Here is a 17,388-nt window from a genome sequence, read left to right as displayed (position 1 = left end):
TAACAGTTCTGACGCCCGGCCGAATACCCTGATTGAAAAAATAAAGTTTCGCGGCTTACACATAAAAAACAACGCAGGTTTTATCGGTTTTACCCCTGGCACCTTTGTGCCGTACACCGTTGATTCGTTTATAAAGGGACATCATGTCCCGAACCGCACCGACGTACACTGTCGATGATTCAGTACGAATAACCCGGTTACGTGACTCAGGTATCGTCCTCGTCGGTTTTATTGACGATATCGTCATCGTCGTTCACGTAATACGGAATGTCGGCTTCAACACCGTTCTCTCCCGTCCTGGCCACCAATTGTCTGTACCGCTTACCGTCCCAGAGCCTGAAAACAAGCGTGGAGTCTTCTCCTGCCGATAACGTGGAACCTTCACTGCCAATAAGTTTGCTGCGAGCGCCTGCTGTCAACACACTGTTCTTTCCAGCGGTCAGTCTGCTTTGGTCTCCCGCCATCAACGTGCAGTCATGCCCGCCGGTCAACTTGCTTCTGTCTCCAGCGGTGAGGTAACTGTTGTTACCGGCCAGTAGTTTACTGCGGTCCCCCGCCGTCTGATTACTGTCTGCACCGGCGATAAGTCTGCTGCGGTCACCTGCCAGCTGTACGCTGCCTGCACCGGCTATCAGCGTGCTGCGAAAACCTGCGGTCTGCGAACTGCCCTTGCCGGCGATAAGCATGCTTTTGTGTCCGGCCACCTGAATACTTTCATGGCCCGCAATCAACGAGCTGCCATAACTTGCAATCTGGTTACTGCCGTAGCCCGCAGTCAATGTGCTGCGAATGCCCGATGTGAGACTGCTGCCATAACCGGCAATCAACACACTGCGAAGTCCGGCGATCAACGCACTGCCATAGCCTGCCGTCAGAAAACTTCGGATTCCGCTGGTCAGGGAACTGCCATAACCGGCGATCAATGAGCTGTCCTGCCCGGCCGTTGCCGTACTGCCATACCCCGCCGTCAGTGAACTTCCATGCTCGGCAGTCTGGGTACTGCCATAACCTGCCGTGAGCGTACTTTTATAGCCTGCCGTCTGCGTACAGCCGTAACCCGCGATCAGCGAACTCTCATAGCCGGCGGTGGAGATACTTCCGTAGCCGGTGGTGAGCGAGCTTTTTTCCTGCGCGGTTTGCGTACTGCCATAACCGGCTGTCAACGTGCTCTCGTAACCTGCCGTCTGCGTGCTGCCGTAACCCGCGATCAGCGAACTTGCATAACCTGCGGTGGAAGTGCTTCCGTAGCCTGTAACCAGGTCACTGCGTTCCTGCGCCGTTTGCGTACTGCCATAACCCGCAGTCAACGTGCTCTCGTAACCTGCCGTCTGCGTGCTGCCGTAACCCGCGATCAGCGAACTTGCATAACCTGCGGTGGAAGTGCTTCCGTAGCCTGTAACCAGGTCACTGCGTTCCTGCGCCGTTTGCGTACTGCCATAACCCGCAGTCAACGTGCTCTCGTAGCCTGCCGTCTGCGTACTGCCATAGCCAGCAATCAGGGAGCTTGCGTAACCCGCAGTCGACGTGCTTCCGTAACCTGTGACCAGGTCACTGCGTTCCTGTGCCGTCTGGGTACTCCCATAACCGGCAGTCAATATGCTTTTGAAGCTCGCCGTTTGGGTGCTTCCATATCCGGCGATAAGCGAACTGTTTGAGCCTGCCGTTGAAGTGCTGCCATAACCTGCGACCAGGTCACTGTACTCTCTGGCCGTCTGAGTACTCCCATAACCGGCGGTCAGCATGCTTCTGTAACTCGCGGTCTGGGTGCTGCCATACCCTGCGATCAGCGAACTGCCCGAACCTGCTGTTCCAGTACTGCCATAGCCCGCGATCAGGTCGCTACCGTCCCTGGCAGTCTGAGTGCTTCCGTAGCCAGCGGTCAGAATACTTTTGTGGCCTGCTGTCTGCGTACTTCCATAGCCCGCAATGATGAAGCTCTCATGACCCGCGGTGCCCGTGCTTCCATAGCCTGCGGTCAGGTTACTGTCAGCGCCGGCCGTTTGCGTGCTGCCGTAACCGGCAATCAGCGAGCTGTCGGCACCGGCTGTCCCGGTACTTCCATATCCGGCCGTCAGGGTGCTGCCTTCACGGGCAGTCTGGGTGCTGCCGTAACCTGCAGTGAGCGAACTGCCGCTGCCCGAGGTTTGCGTACTGCCGTAACCGGCAATCAACGAGCTGTCGGAACCTGCCGTGCCAGTGCTGCCGTACCCAGCCGTCAGGTTGCTGCCTTCCTGAGCCGTTTGGGTACTGCCATAGCCCGCTGTGAGTGAGCTGTCGCCTCCAGAGGTTTGCGTGCTGCCGTAACCGGCGATCAACGAGCTGTCGGAACCTGCCGTGCCGGTGCTGCCGTATCCGGCGGTCAGATTGCTGCCTTCCTGTGCGGTTTGCGTACTGCCGTAGCCCGCTGTCAGTGCGCTGTCCCCTCCTGACGTTTGCGTACTGCCGTAACCGGCAATCAGAGAACTGTCAGAGCCTGCTGTGCCGGTGCTACCGTATCCAGCGGTCAGGTTGCTGCCCTCCTGCGCAGTCTGCGTACTGCCGTAGCCTGCCGTCAGTGCGCTGTCACTTCCTGATGTCTGGGTGCTGCCATATCCGGCGATCAATGAGCTATCCGCGCCTGCGGTGCCGGTGCTGCCGTACCCAGCCGTCAGGTTGCTGCCTTCCTGTGCAGTCTGGGTACTGCCGTAGCCCGCCGTCAGTGCGCTGTCCCCTCCTGAAGTTTGCGTGCTGCCGTAACCGGCGATCAGCGAGCTGTCCGAACCTGCGGTACCGGTGCTGCCGTATCCGGCGGTCAGGTTGCTGCCTTCCTGTGCAGTCTGCGTACTGCCGTAGCCTGCCGTCAGTGCGCTGTCACTTCCTGATGTCTGGGTGCTGCCATATCCGGCGATCAATGAGCTATCCGCGCCTGCGGTGCCGGTGCTGCCGTACCCAGCGGTCAGGTTGCTGCCCTCCTGCGCAGTCTGGGTACTGCCGTAGCCTGCCGTAAGTGCGCTGTCCCCTCCTGACGTTTGCGTACTGCCGTAACCGGCGATCAGCGAGCTGTCGGAACCTGCGGTACCGGTGCTGCCGTATCCGGCGGTCAGGTTGCTGCCCTCCTGCGCAGTCTGCGTACTGCCGTAGCCTGCCGTCAGTGCGCTGTCACTACCTGATGTCTGGGTGCTGCCATATCCGGCGATCAATGAGCTATCCGCGCCTGCGGTGCCGGTGCTGCCGTACCCAGCGGTCAGGTTGCTGCCTTCCTGTGCAGTCTGGGTACTGCCATAACCAGCCCTGAGCGAGCTGTCACTCCCGGAAGTTTGCGTACTGCCATAACCTGCAGTCAGCGAGCTGTCGGAGCCTGCCGTGCCGGTGCTGCCGTACCCAGCGGTCAGATCACTATGGCTTCCCGCCGTTTCGGTGCTGCCGTAACCCGCGACAAGCTGGCTGTGGCTGTCACCAATCAACGTGCTGCCGTAGGTCGCTGTCTGCAGCGTCTGCGTGGTGACGGCGGGAAGATTGCCATCCGCGCCGACAGCGGCACTCACTGATGCCACGTCAAATACTTCATGACTGACAACAAGCTCGCCACTGGCCGGACGAACCTCGACAGCCGCAGGGGGACTTGTCGATGAGTAACTGGCCCTCGGGAGTATCAGTTTTTTTGTGTTCGGGCTGGTTAGGGCCTGCCGTCAGGCAGGCCCTTGTTTTACCAGCTCGGTCTGGTAAATCGGTCTCCGTACAGGATCGCAAATTGATTCATTGCCACTTTCCAGTCGTGTGCCGCATGACCCCAGTTGGCGGTGATGTTGCGCAACCCAAGCCATATCAGTTTCGTCGCAGCCTCATCGGTCGGGAAGTGCCCTCGAGTCTTGATGATCTTGCGTAACTGGGCATTGATGCTCTCGATGGCATTGGTCGTGTAAACCACTTTGCGAATGCCCGCCGGAAAAACAAAAAACGGTATAACCCGATCCCAGGCGCGACGCCATGCAGCAACTACAGTCGGATACTGCTTGCCCCAGGGGCCCGCTTCAAAGGCGTTAAGCTCTTGCTCAGCCACATCGGCATTGATCGCCTGGTAGATCGGCTTGAGTGCTTTGGCCAGTGCCCGACGTTTATCCCAAGCGGCATAGTCCAAGCTGTTGCGGATCAGATGCACGATGCAGGTTTGCAGCGTCGTGGCAGGAAAAACCGCCCCCAACGCCTCCGGTATTCCTTTGAGGCCATCCGTGACGGCGATCAGAACATCTTCAACGCCACGAGTCTTGAGGTCGTTGAACACCTTCATCCAAAACTTGGCACCCTCGGTGCTCTCGATCCATATACCCAGAATGTCGCGCGTGCCATCAGGTAATACCCCCAGCGCCAGATAAATAGCCTTGTTGCACACTAACCCCTCGTCCCGGATTTTGACCCGTAACGCATCGAAGAAGATCACCGGATACATCGGTTCCAAGGGTCGTTGCTGCCAAGCGCCCACCTCTTCCATGACCGCATCGGTGACTGAGCTGATGAAGTCATGGGACACGTCAGTTCCATACTGCTCAGATAGAAAAGCGCGGATCTCACGCACCGTCATGCCCCGGGCGTACATGGCAATTATCTTGTCGTCGAAGCCTGTAAAACGGCGTTCGTGCTTGGGAATCAGGATCGGGGCGAAGCTACCATCGCGGTCTCTGGGGATATCCAGGCGAAGCGGCCCGTCGTCGGTCAGAACCGTCTTGCTGCTTTTGCCATTGCGCTGATTGGTCGACTCCTCAGGGCGCTCCGCGCCCTGAGGATAACCAAGGTGGTGACCCAGCTCGGCGCCTAGCGCACGCTCGATCAGAGCCTTCTTGAACGCCATGGACGCGTCTTGAATGGCTTCGGCGCTCATCGGGCCTTTAACAAACTGCTCGATCAGCTCTTGGGGAATCGAGGGCAACTCCCTCGCTGTTGCATTGGCGGACTTCTTTTTGGTCGGCATACATGCACCTCTAGCTACATGTTATGCCCGAACACAAAATTTCTGACAGTCTCGGCCCGGTGCATCAAGAGGTAATGTGCAGCACTGCTTTTGTCACCGACATGAACGACTTGCGCCCGCTGGAATTTCACCATTCCGCTCTCGGACAACGCAATGAGGTCGGCAACGGCCACTTCACAGACAACCCATCGCGCATCGGCATGAACACTCAAAAAGGCGCTGGTTCCAACACCCCACAATAAACCTGCCAGTCCATTTTCATGTGCTTTTGTGGGTTGCCAGTGCCTGCACTCAACGGTCCCTGAAACGGGCCACACCAAACCACAGTGATCGGCCATGTTATTTGCACATGTCCGTAATACCAACGCTTTTTCAAGATTCATTACAGCGCCCTCATAGATCCTTTAAATGAAAGTAGCCGCACTCATCAATTCACACGTTAACGGCCAGCTACGATATCAACCTTCACATCCCACACGCGAAACTGCGCCAGGCAATCCACTTACCGACCACGCGCAATGACGCTCTAAAAACGTATCACACCCAACTAATAAATATTAATCAATACGGATTTTTACTATTTATTTTCGACAACCGGAATAAAAAAACCTTAACTTTTTCACCTCAAAAACTTTTTAAATTACGCTCACCCCTTTGCAGCTTAAAGTTATTTTCTCATTAAATTTTTAAATAAGCCGGACGTCTGCGCGCACGCACTCGACCTGAGCGGCCCGCACAGCCAAGGTTTTCAATGAAGAGGAAGGTCACGTCTTACTGGCTGGCACCCGCAACTAACAACGCGCTGAATACACCGATATTAATTTACTGAAACTTGCCGCATGCCCGGAGTTTTTGAAGAGCCGCACTCAACTACAACTTGCCACGCACATTGGCGCGCACATGGATAGCATCATGACGCCAGTATTCAAGATCGCAATCAATCAGTCGATCACGCTGGTCATAGTTTATTCTTGCAATACGCAGGCCGGGGCTGCCCAGGGAAACCTTCAAGGCGGCTGCAGCGTCGGCATGCAGTGCCGTGGGGACCATATCGAAACGTACTTGTCCGTAATGCAGGTTATAACAGCGGGCATAAAGCTCGGTGAGTGACTCGTTCAGGTCGTGATCGAGGATGCCGGGGAATAATTCCGGCCTCAGGTAATGCTCGACATAGAGCACCAGCCGCTGATCGATACGCCGGGCGCGGCAGATCTGGATCACGCTCGACAGCGCAGGCAGTTCGAGCATTTCGCAGATCATCGCCGAAGCCGGTTGCAGACGTGCCGACAGCAGCTGAGTGTGAGCCACTCTTCCCTGCGCGCAGACCATTGCGTGAAAATGGCTGCGCCGAATCAAGTCATACGCCAGTCGTGGCGGGGAAATGAACCAGCCGCGACGCTCTTCACGGTAAATAAGCCCTTGCGCCTCCAGTTGCACGAGGGCCTCACGCAACGTGATACGGGTGGTAGCAAACACCTCGCTAAGCTTGCGTTCCGCAGGCAGCTTGCTGCCATGCGGCAACAAGCCATGTTCGATCTGCTCCTGCAGAGCACTGCAAATCGTTGTTACCGCCCGTGGCACATCGTCGCGCATTCCGGTATCCGTCTGGACTAGACCAGCTCTATTGCGGGGCACACCTCAGTGCAACCGACGCCATTAACTCCATTGCTTCAAGCCTAGGCCGGGCACATGACCATTCTGTGACATAACAAAACACGATCCATGCCAACTGCTCTGAAAAAAGGCCTTTAACCGTTGAAAAGCAAGCATGATCCCATGGTCTACGCTTAGCGCCAGGCACTGCCGAACCACGTTAAAAACAGCTTCTGGCACTGAACACGACACGAAAATGTCATGCAAAAAGCCTAACTTGGCTCAGGTATTGCTGATCTAGACCAAACAATCCGAAACGAACACTTCTTGCAAGAAGTGCACTAGGAGCTCCGAATGAAACATCTTTTGTTGGCATCACTCCTCGGTTCAGCCATGGCAATGAGTTCGCTGGTCATGGCTGCGGACACAGACCTTAAAACGCTGGAGGCTGCGGCCAAGGCTGAAGGTGCGGTCAATAGTCTCGGCATGCCGGATGACTGGGCTAACTGGGGTGGCATCTGGAAAGACCTGGAAACCAAATACGGCCTCAAGCACATGGACACCGACATGAGTTCGGCCCAGGAGATCGCCAAATTCGATGCGGAGAAAGACAACGCCAGCGGTGACATCGGCGACGTGGGTGCCGCGTTCGGTCCTATAGCCGTTGCCAAAGGCGTGACCCAGCCTTACAAGCCAACCACTTGGGAGCAGATTCCGGACTGGGCCAAGGACAAGGACGGCCATTGGGCGCTGGCCTACACCGGCACCATCGCCTTTATCGTCAACAAGAACCTGTTGCACGGCTCTGAAATACCGAAAAGCTGGGCCGACCTGAAAACCGGCAAATACAAGGTTTCCATTGGCGATGTGAGCACTGCCGCGCAAGCAACCAATGGCGTACTGGCCGCAGCCATTGCCATGAAAGGCGACGAAAGCAACATCGAGCCAGGCCTGGCACTGTTCACCGACCTGGCCAAGCAGAAACGCCTGTCACTGGCCAACCCGACCATTCAAACCATCGAAAAAGGCGAAATCGAGGTCGGCGTGGTCTGGGACTTCAACGGTCTCAACTACAAAGCCAAGATGGCCAAACCGGATGACTACGTGGTGCTGATCCCGTCGGACGGCTCGGTGGTTTCCGGCTACACCACCATCATCAACAAATACGCCAAGCACCCGAACGCCGCCAAACTGGCGCGTGAATACACCTTCAGCGATGCCGGTCAGATCAACCTGGCCAAAGGCAATGCGCGTCCGATTCGCGTTGAACACATCAAGCTGCCAGACGACGTGAAAGCCCAGTTGCTGCCGCATGAGCAATACCTCAATGCCAAGCCGATCAAGGACGCGGATGCCTGGGAAAAAACCTCCAAAGCGCTGCCTCAGAAGTGGAACGAGCAGGTCATCATCGAGATGAACTGATTCTCTCCTGCAGCTCAGGGATGAAGTCGTGTACATCGGGCGAGCCAGACTCGCCCGTTCTTTTAAAGCGAGTCGCCCATGAAACACAACGTCATCCTGATCGTGCTTGATGGCCTCAACTACGACGTGGCCCGCCACGCAATGGGCCATCTTCAAGCCTGGCATGATGCTGGCCGCGCCGCGCTCTACAAGCTGGAATGCGAGCTACCCGCCCTCTCCCGCCCCCTGTACGAATGCATATTGACCGGGGTCGCGCCTATCGACAGCGGCATCGTGCATAACAACGTTTCCCGCCTGTCTAACCAGCGTAGCGTCTTTCACTACGCTCGTGACGCCGGCCTGACCACTGCAGCGGCGGCCTATCACTGGTTCAGCGAGCTGTATAACCGCACGCCGTTCGACACGGCACGCGATCGTCATACCGAGGCAACGGAACTACCCATTCAGCACGGGCTGTTCTACTGGGCCGATCACTACCCGGACTCGCACCTGTTCGCCGACGCTGAAAGCCTGCGCCTGAAACATGCACCGAACTTTCTGCTGATTCACCCCATGAACATCGACGACGCCGGGCACAAGCACGGCCTCGACACTGCGCAATATCGCAACACCGCCCGCAATGCCGACATCATTCTGGCTGACTACCTGCAACGCTGGCTGGACGCGGGTTATCAAGTGCTGGTGACCGCCGACCACGGCATGAACAACGACCGCTCGCACAATGGCCTGCTGCCGGAGGAACGCGAAGTGCCGCTGTTCGTGCTGGGTGATGCGTTCAGCCTGAATGTCCATGCAGCGCCACGCCAGACCGACCTGTGCGGCACCATCTGCGAATTGCTCGGCATACATCACGACAAACCGGTCTGCCGGGAGATGCTCAATTGACCCGATTTTCCCGAGGCAAGTGGCTGGGGCTGTTGTGCCTGGTGCCCTTTGCCGTGTTCTTCATTGTGTTTCAGATTGCGCCGCTGCTCTGGGTGGCGATTCACAGCCTGCAAAGCGACGCCGGTTGGGGCTGGGAAAACTTCACCAAAGCGTTCAGCTCGAAGTTCTATCGGCAGGCGATCCAGTACAGCCTGGAGATCAGCTTCTGGTCGAGCCTGTTCGGCATCATCATCTCTGTGCTGGGTGCCTATTCGCTGCGCAAGGTAGACTCGCGGCTGCGCGATTTCGTCAATTCGTTCGCCAACATGACCAGCAACTTTGCCGGCGTTCCATTGGCGTTCGCGTTCATCATTCTGCTGGGTTTCAACGGCGCATTGACCCTGATCCTCAAGCAAACCGGGATCATTGATGACTTCAACCTGTACTCCAAGACCGGGTTGATAATCCTCTACACCTACTTCCAGATCCCGCTTGGCGTGCTGCTGCTCTACCCGGCATTTGACGCGGTGCGCGAGGACTGGAACGAGTCGGCGGCGCTATTGGGTGCCAGCAGTTATCAATTCTGGCGCTATATCGGCCTGCCGGTCCTGACCCCTGCGCTGCTCGGTACGTTCGTGATTCTGCTGGCCAACGCGCTGGGCGCGTATGCCACGGTGTACGCCCTGACCACCGGCAATTTCAACGTGCTGCCGATCCGCATTGCCGCGATGGTGGCAGGCGATATCACCCTTGACCCGAACATGGCCAGCGCTCTGGCGATGATTCTGGTCGGCCTCATGACTCTGGTCACAGTCGTCCATCAGTGGCTGTTGAAGAGGAGCTACCATGTCGCGCGCTGAACGACGGCATGCGGGCATTTATCACAAAACCGTGGTTTACCTGCTGTTCCTGATCCTGTTATTACCGCTGGCCGGGACCTTTCTGTACTCGATTTCCACCAGTTGGTCGGCGACCATTCTGCCCAGTGGCCTGACCTTCAAGTGGTACGTGGCGCTGTGGAGCGATCCGCGCTTTCTGGCGGCGTTCGGCCAGTCACTACTGGTATGCGTCGGCGCGTTGATACTCTCGGTGGTGCTGATTCTGCCGCTGCTGTTTGTCGTGCATTACTACTTCCCGCGCCTCGACGGGCTGATGAACATCCTGATCCTGCTGCCGTTCGCCGTGCCTCCCGTGGTCTCGTCGGTCGGCCTGCTGCAACTCTATGGCTCAGGCCCCATGGCCATGGTCGGCACGCCGTGGATTCTGATCGGCTGCTATTTCACTGTTGCCCTGCCTTTCATGTACCGCGCCATCACCAATAACCTGCAGGCCATCAACCTCACGGACCTGATGGACGCCGCCCAGTTGCTCGGCGCCAGTACCTGGCAAGCAGCGTTCATGGTCGTGCTGCCTAACCTGCGCAAGGGCCTGATGATCGCGCTGCTGCTGTCATTCTCGTTCCTGTTTGGCGAATTCGTGTTCGCCAACCTGCTGGTCGGCACCCGCTATGAAACCTTGCAGGTCTACCTGAACAACATGCGCAACAGCAGCGGTCACTTCAACAGCGCGCTGGTGATTTCCTATTTCCTCTTCGTGCTGGTGCTGACCTGGGCCGCCAATCGACTGAATAAGGACAAAGACTGAAATGAGTTTTGTCAGCATTGAAAACCTGCAGAAAAGCTATGCCAGCACGTCAGTGTTCAGCGACATCAACTGCAGTATCACGAAAGGCGAGTTTGTCACCTTGCTCGGCCCGTCCGGCTGTGGCAAGTCCACGTTATTGCGCTGCATTGCCGGGCTGACACCGGTCAATAGCGGGCGCATCCTGCTTGATGGCACTGACCTGGTGCCGCTCACTCCACAAAAACGCAACATCGGCATGGTGTTCCAGAGCTACGCGCTGTTTCCCAACATGACCGTCGAGCAAAACGTCGCGTTCGGCCTGCGGATTCAGAAAGTCAGTGCGGCCGACAGCGAAAAGCGCGTTGCCGATATTCTGCGCATGGTCGAGCTGCACGACTTTGCCACGCGTTACCCGCATCAGTTGTCCGGCGGGCAATGCCAGCGCGTGGCTCTGGCGCGCTCGCTGGTCACTCGCCCACGCCTGCTGTTGCTTGATGAGCCGCTGTCGGCACTGGATGCGCGAATTCGCAAAAACCTGCGTGAGCAGATCCGCGCCATTCAGCGCGAGCTGGGCCTTACCACGATCTTCGTGACCCACGATCAGGAGGAGGCGCTGACCATGTCCGACCGCATCTTCCTGATGAACGAAGGCCGGATCGTGCAGAGTGGTGACGCAGAAACCCTTTACACCGCTCCGGTTGACGTGTTCGCTGCGGGCTTCATCGGCAACTACAACCTGCTGGAAGCCGAAGATGCCACACGCCTGATGCAACGCCCGATCACCAGCCGCATTGCGATTCGCCCTGAATCGATCCAATTGAGCCTGACCGGCGAACTGGAAGGCGAAGTACGCAGTCACAGTCTGCTCGGCAACGTCATCCGCTACCGGATACAGGCCCGCGGCGTGGAACTGGTGGTCGACGTACTGAACCGCAGCGCCGACGACCTGCACCCGGATGGAAGGCGTGTAACACTGAACATCGAACCGTCGGCGCTCTGTGCTCTGAACTAACCGTGCTCTGAACTGATTTTGTTCTGCACGGATAACGCCACACACTTGCCGATCAAGACGCCAAGCGTGAAGCTGACAGCTGATTCAACAGACTTTTAGGAGAAACGCACATGCCCCTGGCAATTTTCGACCTGGACGAGACCCTGATCGGCGGCGACTGTGCCACGCTCTGGAGCGAGCAGATGGGTCGCTTGGGCTGGGTCGACTCAACCTCGTTCATGCAGCGCAACGACGAACTGATGGCCGCCTACAGCGCAGGCGAGCTGGCAATGGAAGACTACATGGCGTTCAGCCTTGAACCCATGGCTGGCCGTACGCCTGAAGAAATCGATCATCTGGTCGGCCCGTGGGTTGAGGACGTCATCGAGCCGATCATCTACAGCGACGCCTGCAAATGTATTGCTCAGCATCGCGCCAAAGGCGACCGGATTCTGGTGATCTCGGCGTCAGGTGTGCACTTGGTAAAACCCATCGCAGAACGCCTCGGGATCGAAGAAGTGCTGGGTATCGAACTGGACGTGCAACATGGCGTGTACAGCGGTGCCACGGTCGGCGTGCTGACCTATCGGGAAGGCAAGATCACGCGCCTGATGGAATGGCTGGACGCCGAAGGGGAAAACCTTGAGGGGGCGAGCTTCTACTCGGATTCACGCAATGACCTGCCGCTGCTGCTCAAGGTTGACCACCCCAATGTGGTCAACCCCGATGCCGTGTTACTGGAACACGCGCAGAAAGCAGGCTGGCCGGTGCACGACTGGAGCTGAGTCCAGAGGCACCGACGGGTCAGACCAGGCTTTCGTCGATGACCAGCACGATCTTGCCGGATACCGTGTTGGTCGCCAGCTCTTCGAACGCAGCGTCGGCATCCTTGATCGCAAAGGATTTCGCCAGTTGCGGCTTGAGGCGGCCTTCAGTGAACAGCGGCCAGACGTGCTGGCCCAGGTCGCTGAGCAGGTCGGCCTTGAATGTGTCATCGCGACTGCGCAAGGTCGAACCCATCAACTGGATACGTTTGCCCAGCACGTGCGCCAGATCCACCTGCGCCTCGCGCCCGCTCATGATACCGATCAGCACCCAGCGACCGTCCAGAGCCAGCAGTTTGACGTTAAGTTCGGCGTAGCTTGCGCCCACCGGGTCGAGAATGACGTTGAACGGTGCAAAATCGTTCAGGCCTTCAAGACTTTCGCCACGTACTACGCCTCCCTGTGCTCCCAGTTCGACGCAATAGGCCAGACGCTCGGTCGAACCGACACTGACCCAGACCGGGTTGCCGAACGCTTTGCAAAGCTGAATACCGGCTGAACCAACCCCACTTGCGCCTGCGTGCAACAACACCTTTTCACCCGGCTTGAGGCCTGCCAGCTGAAACAGATTGAGCCACGCGGTGGCATACACCTCAGGGATGGCGGCGGCCTCATGCAGCGACAGCCCTTCCGGGACCGGTAATACGTGTCGCCCGTCGACCACCACTTCTTCAGCCATCGCCCCGCCCGCCAACAGCGCGCAGACGCGGTCTCCGACCACCCAGGACGTACCCGGACCCACTTCGGCGATCACCCCCGAGCACTCCAGACCGAGCGTTTGAGTGACCCCGGGCGGCGGCGGATACTTGCCCTCGCGCTGTAACAGATCGGCTCGATTCAAACCTGCCGCAGCCACTTTGATACGTACCTGCCCCACATCAAGGGCCGGACTCGGCTCCTCGACCCATTCCACATGTCCTTCAACGCCTTGCAATGCCTTCACGGTGCCTCCATAGTGAGTCCAGACTGAGCCCGTGGCTGTTTTGCCCGGGCTTTTGCATTATGCGGCCGGGTCCGAAGGAACCGGCGACCTCAAAGACGGCCTAATATGCGTTATCAATTGTCCTCGCGTCGAATCAGCATGAAGCAATTATTCCCCAGCACTGCCCTCGCACTGTTTGTCGGCCTTAGCGTTTTGCCGATGTCAGCCAGTACCTTTGCCGCCAACAGCTGGGATAATCTTCAGCCGGACCGCGACGAAGTGATTGCCAGCCTCAACGTGGTTGAGCTGCTCAAACGACATCACTACAGCAAGCCGCCCCTGGACGACAAGCGTTCAGCGATTATTTACCAGAGCTACATCAAGCAACTGGACCCCTCGCGCAGCTATTTCATGGCCAGCGACATTGCCGAATTCGACAAATGGCAGTTCCAGTTCGACGACTTCCTCAAAAGTGGCGACCTGAATCCGGGTTTCACTATCTACAAGCGCTACCTGGACCGCATCAAGGCGCGTCTGGACTTCGCGCTGGCTGAGTTGAGCAAGGGCGTCGACAAGCTTGACTTCAATACCAAGGAAACCCTGCTGGTGGACCGCAAGGACGCCGCATGGCCCAAGGACACTGCCGAGCTGGACGAGCTATGGCGCAAGCGCATAAAAGATGAAGTCCTGCGCCTGAAGATCGCAGGCAAGGATCCGGCGAAGATTCAGGAAACCCTGACCAAGCGTTACAAGAATCAGCAGGCCCGTCTGAACCAGACTCGCGCCGAAGATATCTTCCAGGCCTACATCAACACTTTCGCCATGTCTTATGACCCGCACACCAACTACCTGTCGCCTGACAGCGCGGAAAACTTCGACATCAACATGAGCCTGTCGCTGGAAGGCATCGGCGCTGTGTTGCAGAGCGATAACGACAACGTGAAAATCGTGCGTCTGGTCCCGGCAGGACCTGCGGCCAAAACCAAGCAGGTCGCGCCAGCCGACAAGATCGTGGCCGTTGCCCAGGGCGACAAGGAAATGGTCGATGTGATCGGCTGGCGTCTGGATGAAGTCGTCAAGCTGATCCGCGGTCCGAAAGGTTCCGTGGTCCGTCTGGAGATCATCCCGGCCAGCAATGCGCCGAATGACCAGACCAGCAAGATTGTCGCCATCACCCGTGAAGCGGTGAAACTCGAAGAACAGGCGGCCAAGAAGTCGATCCTGCACCTCAAACAGGATGGCAAGGACTACAAACTCGGGGTCATCGACATCCCTGCGTTCTATCTGGACTTCAAGGCCTACCGTGCTGGCGATCCGGAATACAAGAGCACCACCCGTGACGTGAAGAAACTGCTTACCGAGCTGCAGGCCGAGAAGGTCGATGGTGTGGTACTGGATCTGCGTAACAATGGTGGCGGTTCGTTGCAGGAAGCGACCGAGCTGACCAGTCTGTTCATCGACAAGGGCCCGACCGTGCTGGTGCGTAACGCCGACGGCAAGGTCGATGTGCTGGAAGACGAAGCCAAAGGCGCGTTCTACAAAGGCCCTATGGCCTTGCTGGTCAACCGCCTGTCCGCTTCGGCATCTGAGATTTTCGCTGGCGCGATGCAGGATTATCACCGTGCGCTGGTGATCGGTGGCCAGACCTTCGGCAAGGGCACCGTGCAGACCATTCAGCCGCTCAATCATGGCGAACTGAAGCTGACTCTGGCCAAGTTCTATCGGGTTTCCGGTCAGAGCACCCAGCATCAGGGTGTAGTGCCGGACATCACTTACCCGTCGCTGATCGATACCAAGGAAATCGGCGAGAGCGCGCTGCCCGAGGCCATGCCGTGGGACAGCATCAAACCGGCGATCAAGCCGGCAATCGACCCGTTCAAGCCGTTCCTGGCGCAGTTGCAGGCGCGTCATGAAGCACGTTCGGCGAAAGACGCCGAGTTCGTGTTCATTGAAGACCGTCTGGCGCTGGCCAAGAAGCTGATGAACGAAAAAACGGTCAGCCTCAATGAAGCCGACCGTCGTGCCGAGCATGCGTCCATCGAAAGCAAGCAGCTCGCGCTGGAAAACACCCGCCGCAAGGCCAAGGGTGAAGAGCCGCTCAAAGAGTTGAAGAAGGAAGACGAAGACGCGCTGCCGGTGGAAGACGAGAAAACCAAACCCGAGGACGATGCCTACCTGGCAGAGACCGGGCGTATTCTGATCGACTATCTGGGGCTAAGCGCCGCTGTGGCAAAAAAATAAGACAGACTCATTGATGGCCATTTAGCTTCAACGTCATCAAACAGTCATGAAGCTGTCGTGAAATACGGGGCTGAACGCGCAAGCGCTCAGCCCTTTTTTATTCTCTTTGAGACGACCATGACCCTAACCGAGCAGTTGAGCACACTGAGTTCGATTCTGGCTCGTGGTGATTTGCACAGCTTGTTCCAGCCTATCGTGTCGCTATCGGAACGTCGCATTCTGGGTTATGAAGCCTTGACCCGCGGACCGTCCAACAGCGCATTGCATTCGCCCCTGAACCTGTTTTCCATCGCTCGACAGGCAGGCCGCCTGAGTGAGCTGGAACTGAGTTGCCGTGACAGCGCCTGCCGGCGTTTCAGCCAGCAGAAGTTGCCGGGCAAGCTGTTTCTCAACGTCTCTCCCGAATCGCTGCTCGAAACGTCTCATCCACCGGGCCGCACCCTGGAAATGCTGCGCCGTTATCAAATCGCGCCCAAGGATGTAGTCATCGAACTGACCGAGCAGATGCCCACCGATGATTTCGACCTGCTGTACAACGCGCTGCACCACTACCGCGACATGGGCTTCTCCATCGCGCTGGATGACCTGGGTGCCGGTTATTCGAGCTTGCGACTCTGGTCGGAGCTGCGCCCGGACTACGTGAAAATCGATCGGCACTTCATCGACGGAATTCACCAGGATGCGGTGAAACGCGAGTTTGTTGGCTCCATGCTGCAGATGGCCAAGGCTTCCAGAGCGACCGTGATTGCCGAAGGCATCGAATTGCCCGAAGAGCTGGCGGCGCTGAAGGACATGGGCGTGGATCTGGTTCAGGGCTATCTGCTTGCCCGTCCGCAAGAGCGCCCACCACGCGACACCCGCGCCATGCTGCCCAAGGCAGAGACCACCAGCGCGCCGTTGAACGAAGAAGCGGCAGACCTTTCTGCCCTGCTCAACCCGCAACCATCAGTCAGCCAGTCCACGCCCACAGCTGAGGTGCTGGAAGCGTTTCGCAGGCAGGCCAATCTCAATTCGCTGGCCGTGCTGGACGACGAGGCCAGGCCCTGCGGCATCGTCCATAGGCATTCATTGTCCGAGGCACTGCTCAAGCCCTTTGGTACCGAACTGTTTGCCCGCAAGCCAATCAGCCGCCTGATGAGTGATGACTTTCTGGCCGTGGAAGTCAGCCAGTCACTGCAACAGGTCAGCCGACTGTTGACCAGCCGAGCCCGGCAGCGCATCGAAGAGGATTTCATCATCATCTCCAACGGTACCTATCTGGGCCTGGGACGGGTCATCGATGTTCTGAAGCTGATTACCGAGATGAAAATCCAGCAGGCACGTTACGCTAACCCGCTGACCCTGCTGCCCGGCAATGTTCCGATCCAGCAATGCCTGATGCGTCTGCTGCAACAGGGCCGCGAATCGGTGATCTGCTATGTGGACATTGACAGCTTCAAGCCTTTCAACGACATCTACGGCTACGCCCGTGGCGATGAAGTGCTGCTGTGTCTCGCGCAGTGTCTGAACGACCGTATCGACCCAAGCAGAGACTTTGTCGGACACATCGGCGGGGATGATTTTCTGATGGTGCTGGGCATTGAGGATTGGGAGCGCCGCCTGAAAACCCTGCTGGATGATTTCCAGAATCAATGCCGACGTTTCTACCGCGCGGAGCATCTGGAAGCCGGTTGCTTCGTCGCCCTCAACCGACAGGGGCAGCGTCAGGAATTCCCGTTGTTATCGCTGTCGATTGGCGTAGTGCATCTGCACGAAGAAAGCTGCACGCTGGTCGATGCCAGCCAGCTGGCCGACCTGGCCTCACAAGCCAAACATTTCGCCAAGGACGTTGCTGGCGCGAGCATTCATGTGATCGATTCGACGCGGCTGGATTTATTGGTACAAGCGTGAGGATAAATGAGCTGAACGTGCGACTTCGCGAGCAAGCTCGCTCCCTCAGGTTCGCTGTCGTGGGAGTGACCGG

The 17,388-nt window shown here is 57.7% G+C and carries 13 protein-coding genes; 8 read left to right on the top strand and 5 right to left on the bottom strand.

Annotated elements, in window-relative coordinates:
* Positions 1–206: 206 nt before the first annotated feature.
* The 4 genes from FFH21_RS08410 to FFH21_RS08390 all read right to left on the bottom strand — a co-directional run bounded on the left by FFH21_RS08410 (position 207) and on the right by FFH21_RS08390 (position 6,538).
* Positions 207–3,635 carry an Ice nucleation protein gene (locus FFH21_RS08410; protein ID WP_306110114.1) on the bottom strand — a complete coding sequence of 1,143 codons (3,429 nt, stop codon included), beginning with the start codon at positions 3,633–3,635 and terminating at the stop codon, positions 207–209.
* 50 nt (positions 3,636–3,685) lie between these two features.
* Positions 3,686–4,945, bottom strand: a complete 1,260-nt coding sequence (locus tag FFH21_RS08400; RefSeq protein ID WP_004666928.1) for an IS256-like element ISPsy17 family transposase — start codon at positions 4,943–4,945, stop codon at positions 3,686–3,688.
* Between the two features lie 14 nt (positions 4,946–4,959).
* Complete coding sequence (locus tag FFH21_RS29920; protein ID WP_155490952.1) at positions 4,960–5,328, bottom strand: hypothetical protein; 369 nt, start codon at positions 5,326–5,328, stop codon at positions 4,960–4,962.
* A 487-nt stretch (positions 5,329–5,815) separates the two neighbouring features.
* A complete protein-coding gene (locus tag FFH21_RS08390) occupies positions 5,816–6,538 on the bottom strand; it encodes a UTRA domain-containing protein (RefSeq protein ID WP_004667794.1) in 723 nt (240 codons plus the stop codon).
* 354 nt (positions 6,539–6,892) lie between these two features.
* Between FFH21_RS08390 and FFH21_RS08385 the strand changes: the two genes are divergently transcribed.
* The 6 genes from FFH21_RS08385 to FFH21_RS08360 all read left to right on the top strand — a co-directional run bounded on the left by FFH21_RS08385 (position 6,893) and on the right by FFH21_RS08360 (position 12,223).
* Complete coding sequence (locus FFH21_RS08385) at positions 6,893–7,960, top strand: ABC transporter substrate-binding protein (protein WP_002552647.1); 1,068 nt, start codon at positions 6,893–6,895, stop codon at positions 7,958–7,960.
* A gap of 78 nt (positions 7,961–8,038) precedes the next feature.
* Positions 8,039–8,845: an alkaline phosphatase family protein gene (locus FFH21_RS08380; protein WP_004657771.1), complete on the top strand. Its 807-nt coding sequence runs from the start codon at positions 8,039–8,041 to the stop codon at positions 8,843–8,845.
* Positions 8,842–9,684 carry an ABC transporter permease subunit gene (locus FFH21_RS08375; RefSeq protein WP_002552645.1) on the top strand — a complete coding sequence of 281 codons (843 nt, stop codon included), beginning with the start codon at positions 8,842–8,844 and terminating at the stop codon, positions 9,682–9,684. The genes FFH21_RS08380 and FFH21_RS08375 overlap by 4 nt, the downstream gene beginning before the upstream one ends.
* Positions 9,671–10,468 (top strand): ABC transporter permease, encoded by a 798-nt coding sequence (locus tag FFH21_RS08370; protein WP_011168120.1) that lies wholly within the window; start codon positions 9,671–9,673, stop codon positions 10,466–10,468. The genes FFH21_RS08375 and FFH21_RS08370 overlap by 14 nt, the downstream gene beginning before the upstream one ends.
* A gap of 1 nt (position 10,469) precedes the next feature.
* Positions 10,470–11,459, top strand: coding sequence for an ABC transporter ATP-binding protein (locus tag FFH21_RS08365; protein WP_002552643.1), 990 nt, complete (start codon positions 10,470–10,472; stop codon positions 11,457–11,459).
* Positions 11,460–11,569: 110 nt separating this feature from the next.
* Entirely contained in the window at positions 11,570–12,223 is a 654-nt protein-coding gene (locus FFH21_RS08360; protein ID WP_004657763.1) for an HAD family phosphatase, read from the top strand.
* Between the two features lie 19 nt (positions 12,224–12,242).
* Here FFH21_RS08360 and FFH21_RS08355 read toward each other — a convergent pair whose 3' ends face one another.
* The gene (locus FFH21_RS08355) at positions 12,243–13,205 is read right to left on the bottom strand and encodes an NAD(P)H-quinone oxidoreductase (RefSeq protein ID WP_011168119.1); all 963 of its coding nucleotides are present in this window, start codon (positions 13,203–13,205) and stop codon (positions 12,243–12,245) included.
* Positions 13,206–13,343: 138 nt separating this feature from the next.
* Here FFH21_RS08355 and FFH21_RS08350 point away from each other — a divergent pair, with 138 nt between their 5' ends.
* Positions 13,344–15,425, top strand: a complete 2,082-nt coding sequence (locus tag FFH21_RS08350; protein ID WP_004657761.1) for a carboxy terminal-processing peptidase — start codon at positions 13,344–13,346, stop codon at positions 15,423–15,425.
* 117 nt (positions 15,426–15,542) lie between these two features.
* Positions 15,543–17,315, top strand: a complete 1,773-nt coding sequence (locus FFH21_RS08345) for a bifunctional diguanylate cyclase/phosphodiesterase (RefSeq protein WP_038820298.1) — start codon at positions 15,543–15,545, stop codon at positions 17,313–17,315.
* The last annotated feature ends 73 nt before the right edge of the window (positions 17,316–17,388 follow it).

This window comes from Pseudomonas sp. KBS0707, assembly GCF_005937945.2.
In the GTDB taxonomy this organism is placed as follows: Bacteria; Pseudomonadota; Gammaproteobacteria; order Pseudomonadales; family Pseudomonadaceae; genus Aquipseudomonas; species Aquipseudomonas amygdali.
The sequence above is the reverse complement of the archived record's forward strand: the minus strand, read 5'-3'. Positions and strand labels throughout refer to the sequence as shown.

Coding starts and splice junctions, on each gene's coding strand:
- FFH21_RS08385 (WP_002552647.1), top strand. CDS start 6,893: ATGAAACATCTTTTGTTGGCATCACTCCTCGGTTCAGCCATGGCAATG.
- FFH21_RS08345 (WP_038820298.1), top strand. CDS start 15,543: ATGACCCTAACCGAGCAGTTGAGCACACTGAGTTCGATTCTGGCTCGT.
- FFH21_RS08370 (WP_011168120.1), top strand. CDS start 9,671: ATGTCGCGCGCTGAACGACGGCATGCGGGCATTTATCACAAAACCGTG.
- FFH21_RS08400 (WP_004666928.1), bottom strand. CDS start 4,945: ATGCCGACCAAAAAGAAGTCCGCCAATGCAACAGCGAGGGAGTTGCCC.
- FFH21_RS08365 (WP_002552643.1), top strand. CDS start 10,470: ATGAGTTTTGTCAGCATTGAAAACCTGCAGAAAAGCTATGCCAGCACG.
- FFH21_RS08350 (WP_004657761.1), top strand. CDS start 13,344: ATGAAGCAATTATTCCCCAGCACTGCCCTCGCACTGTTTGTCGGCCTT.
- FFH21_RS08360 (WP_004657763.1), top strand. CDS start 11,570: ATGCCCCTGGCAATTTTCGACCTGGACGAGACCCTGATCGGCGGCGAC.
- FFH21_RS08380 (WP_004657771.1), top strand. CDS start 8,039: ATGAAACACAACGTCATCCTGATCGTGCTTGATGGCCTCAACTACGAC.
- FFH21_RS29920 (WP_155490952.1), bottom strand. CDS start 5,328: ATGAATCTTGAAAAAGCGTTGGTATTACGGACATGTGCAAATAACATG.
- FFH21_RS08390 (WP_004667794.1), bottom strand. CDS start 6,538: ATGCGCGACGATGTGCCACGGGCGGTAACAACGATTTGCAGTGCTCTG.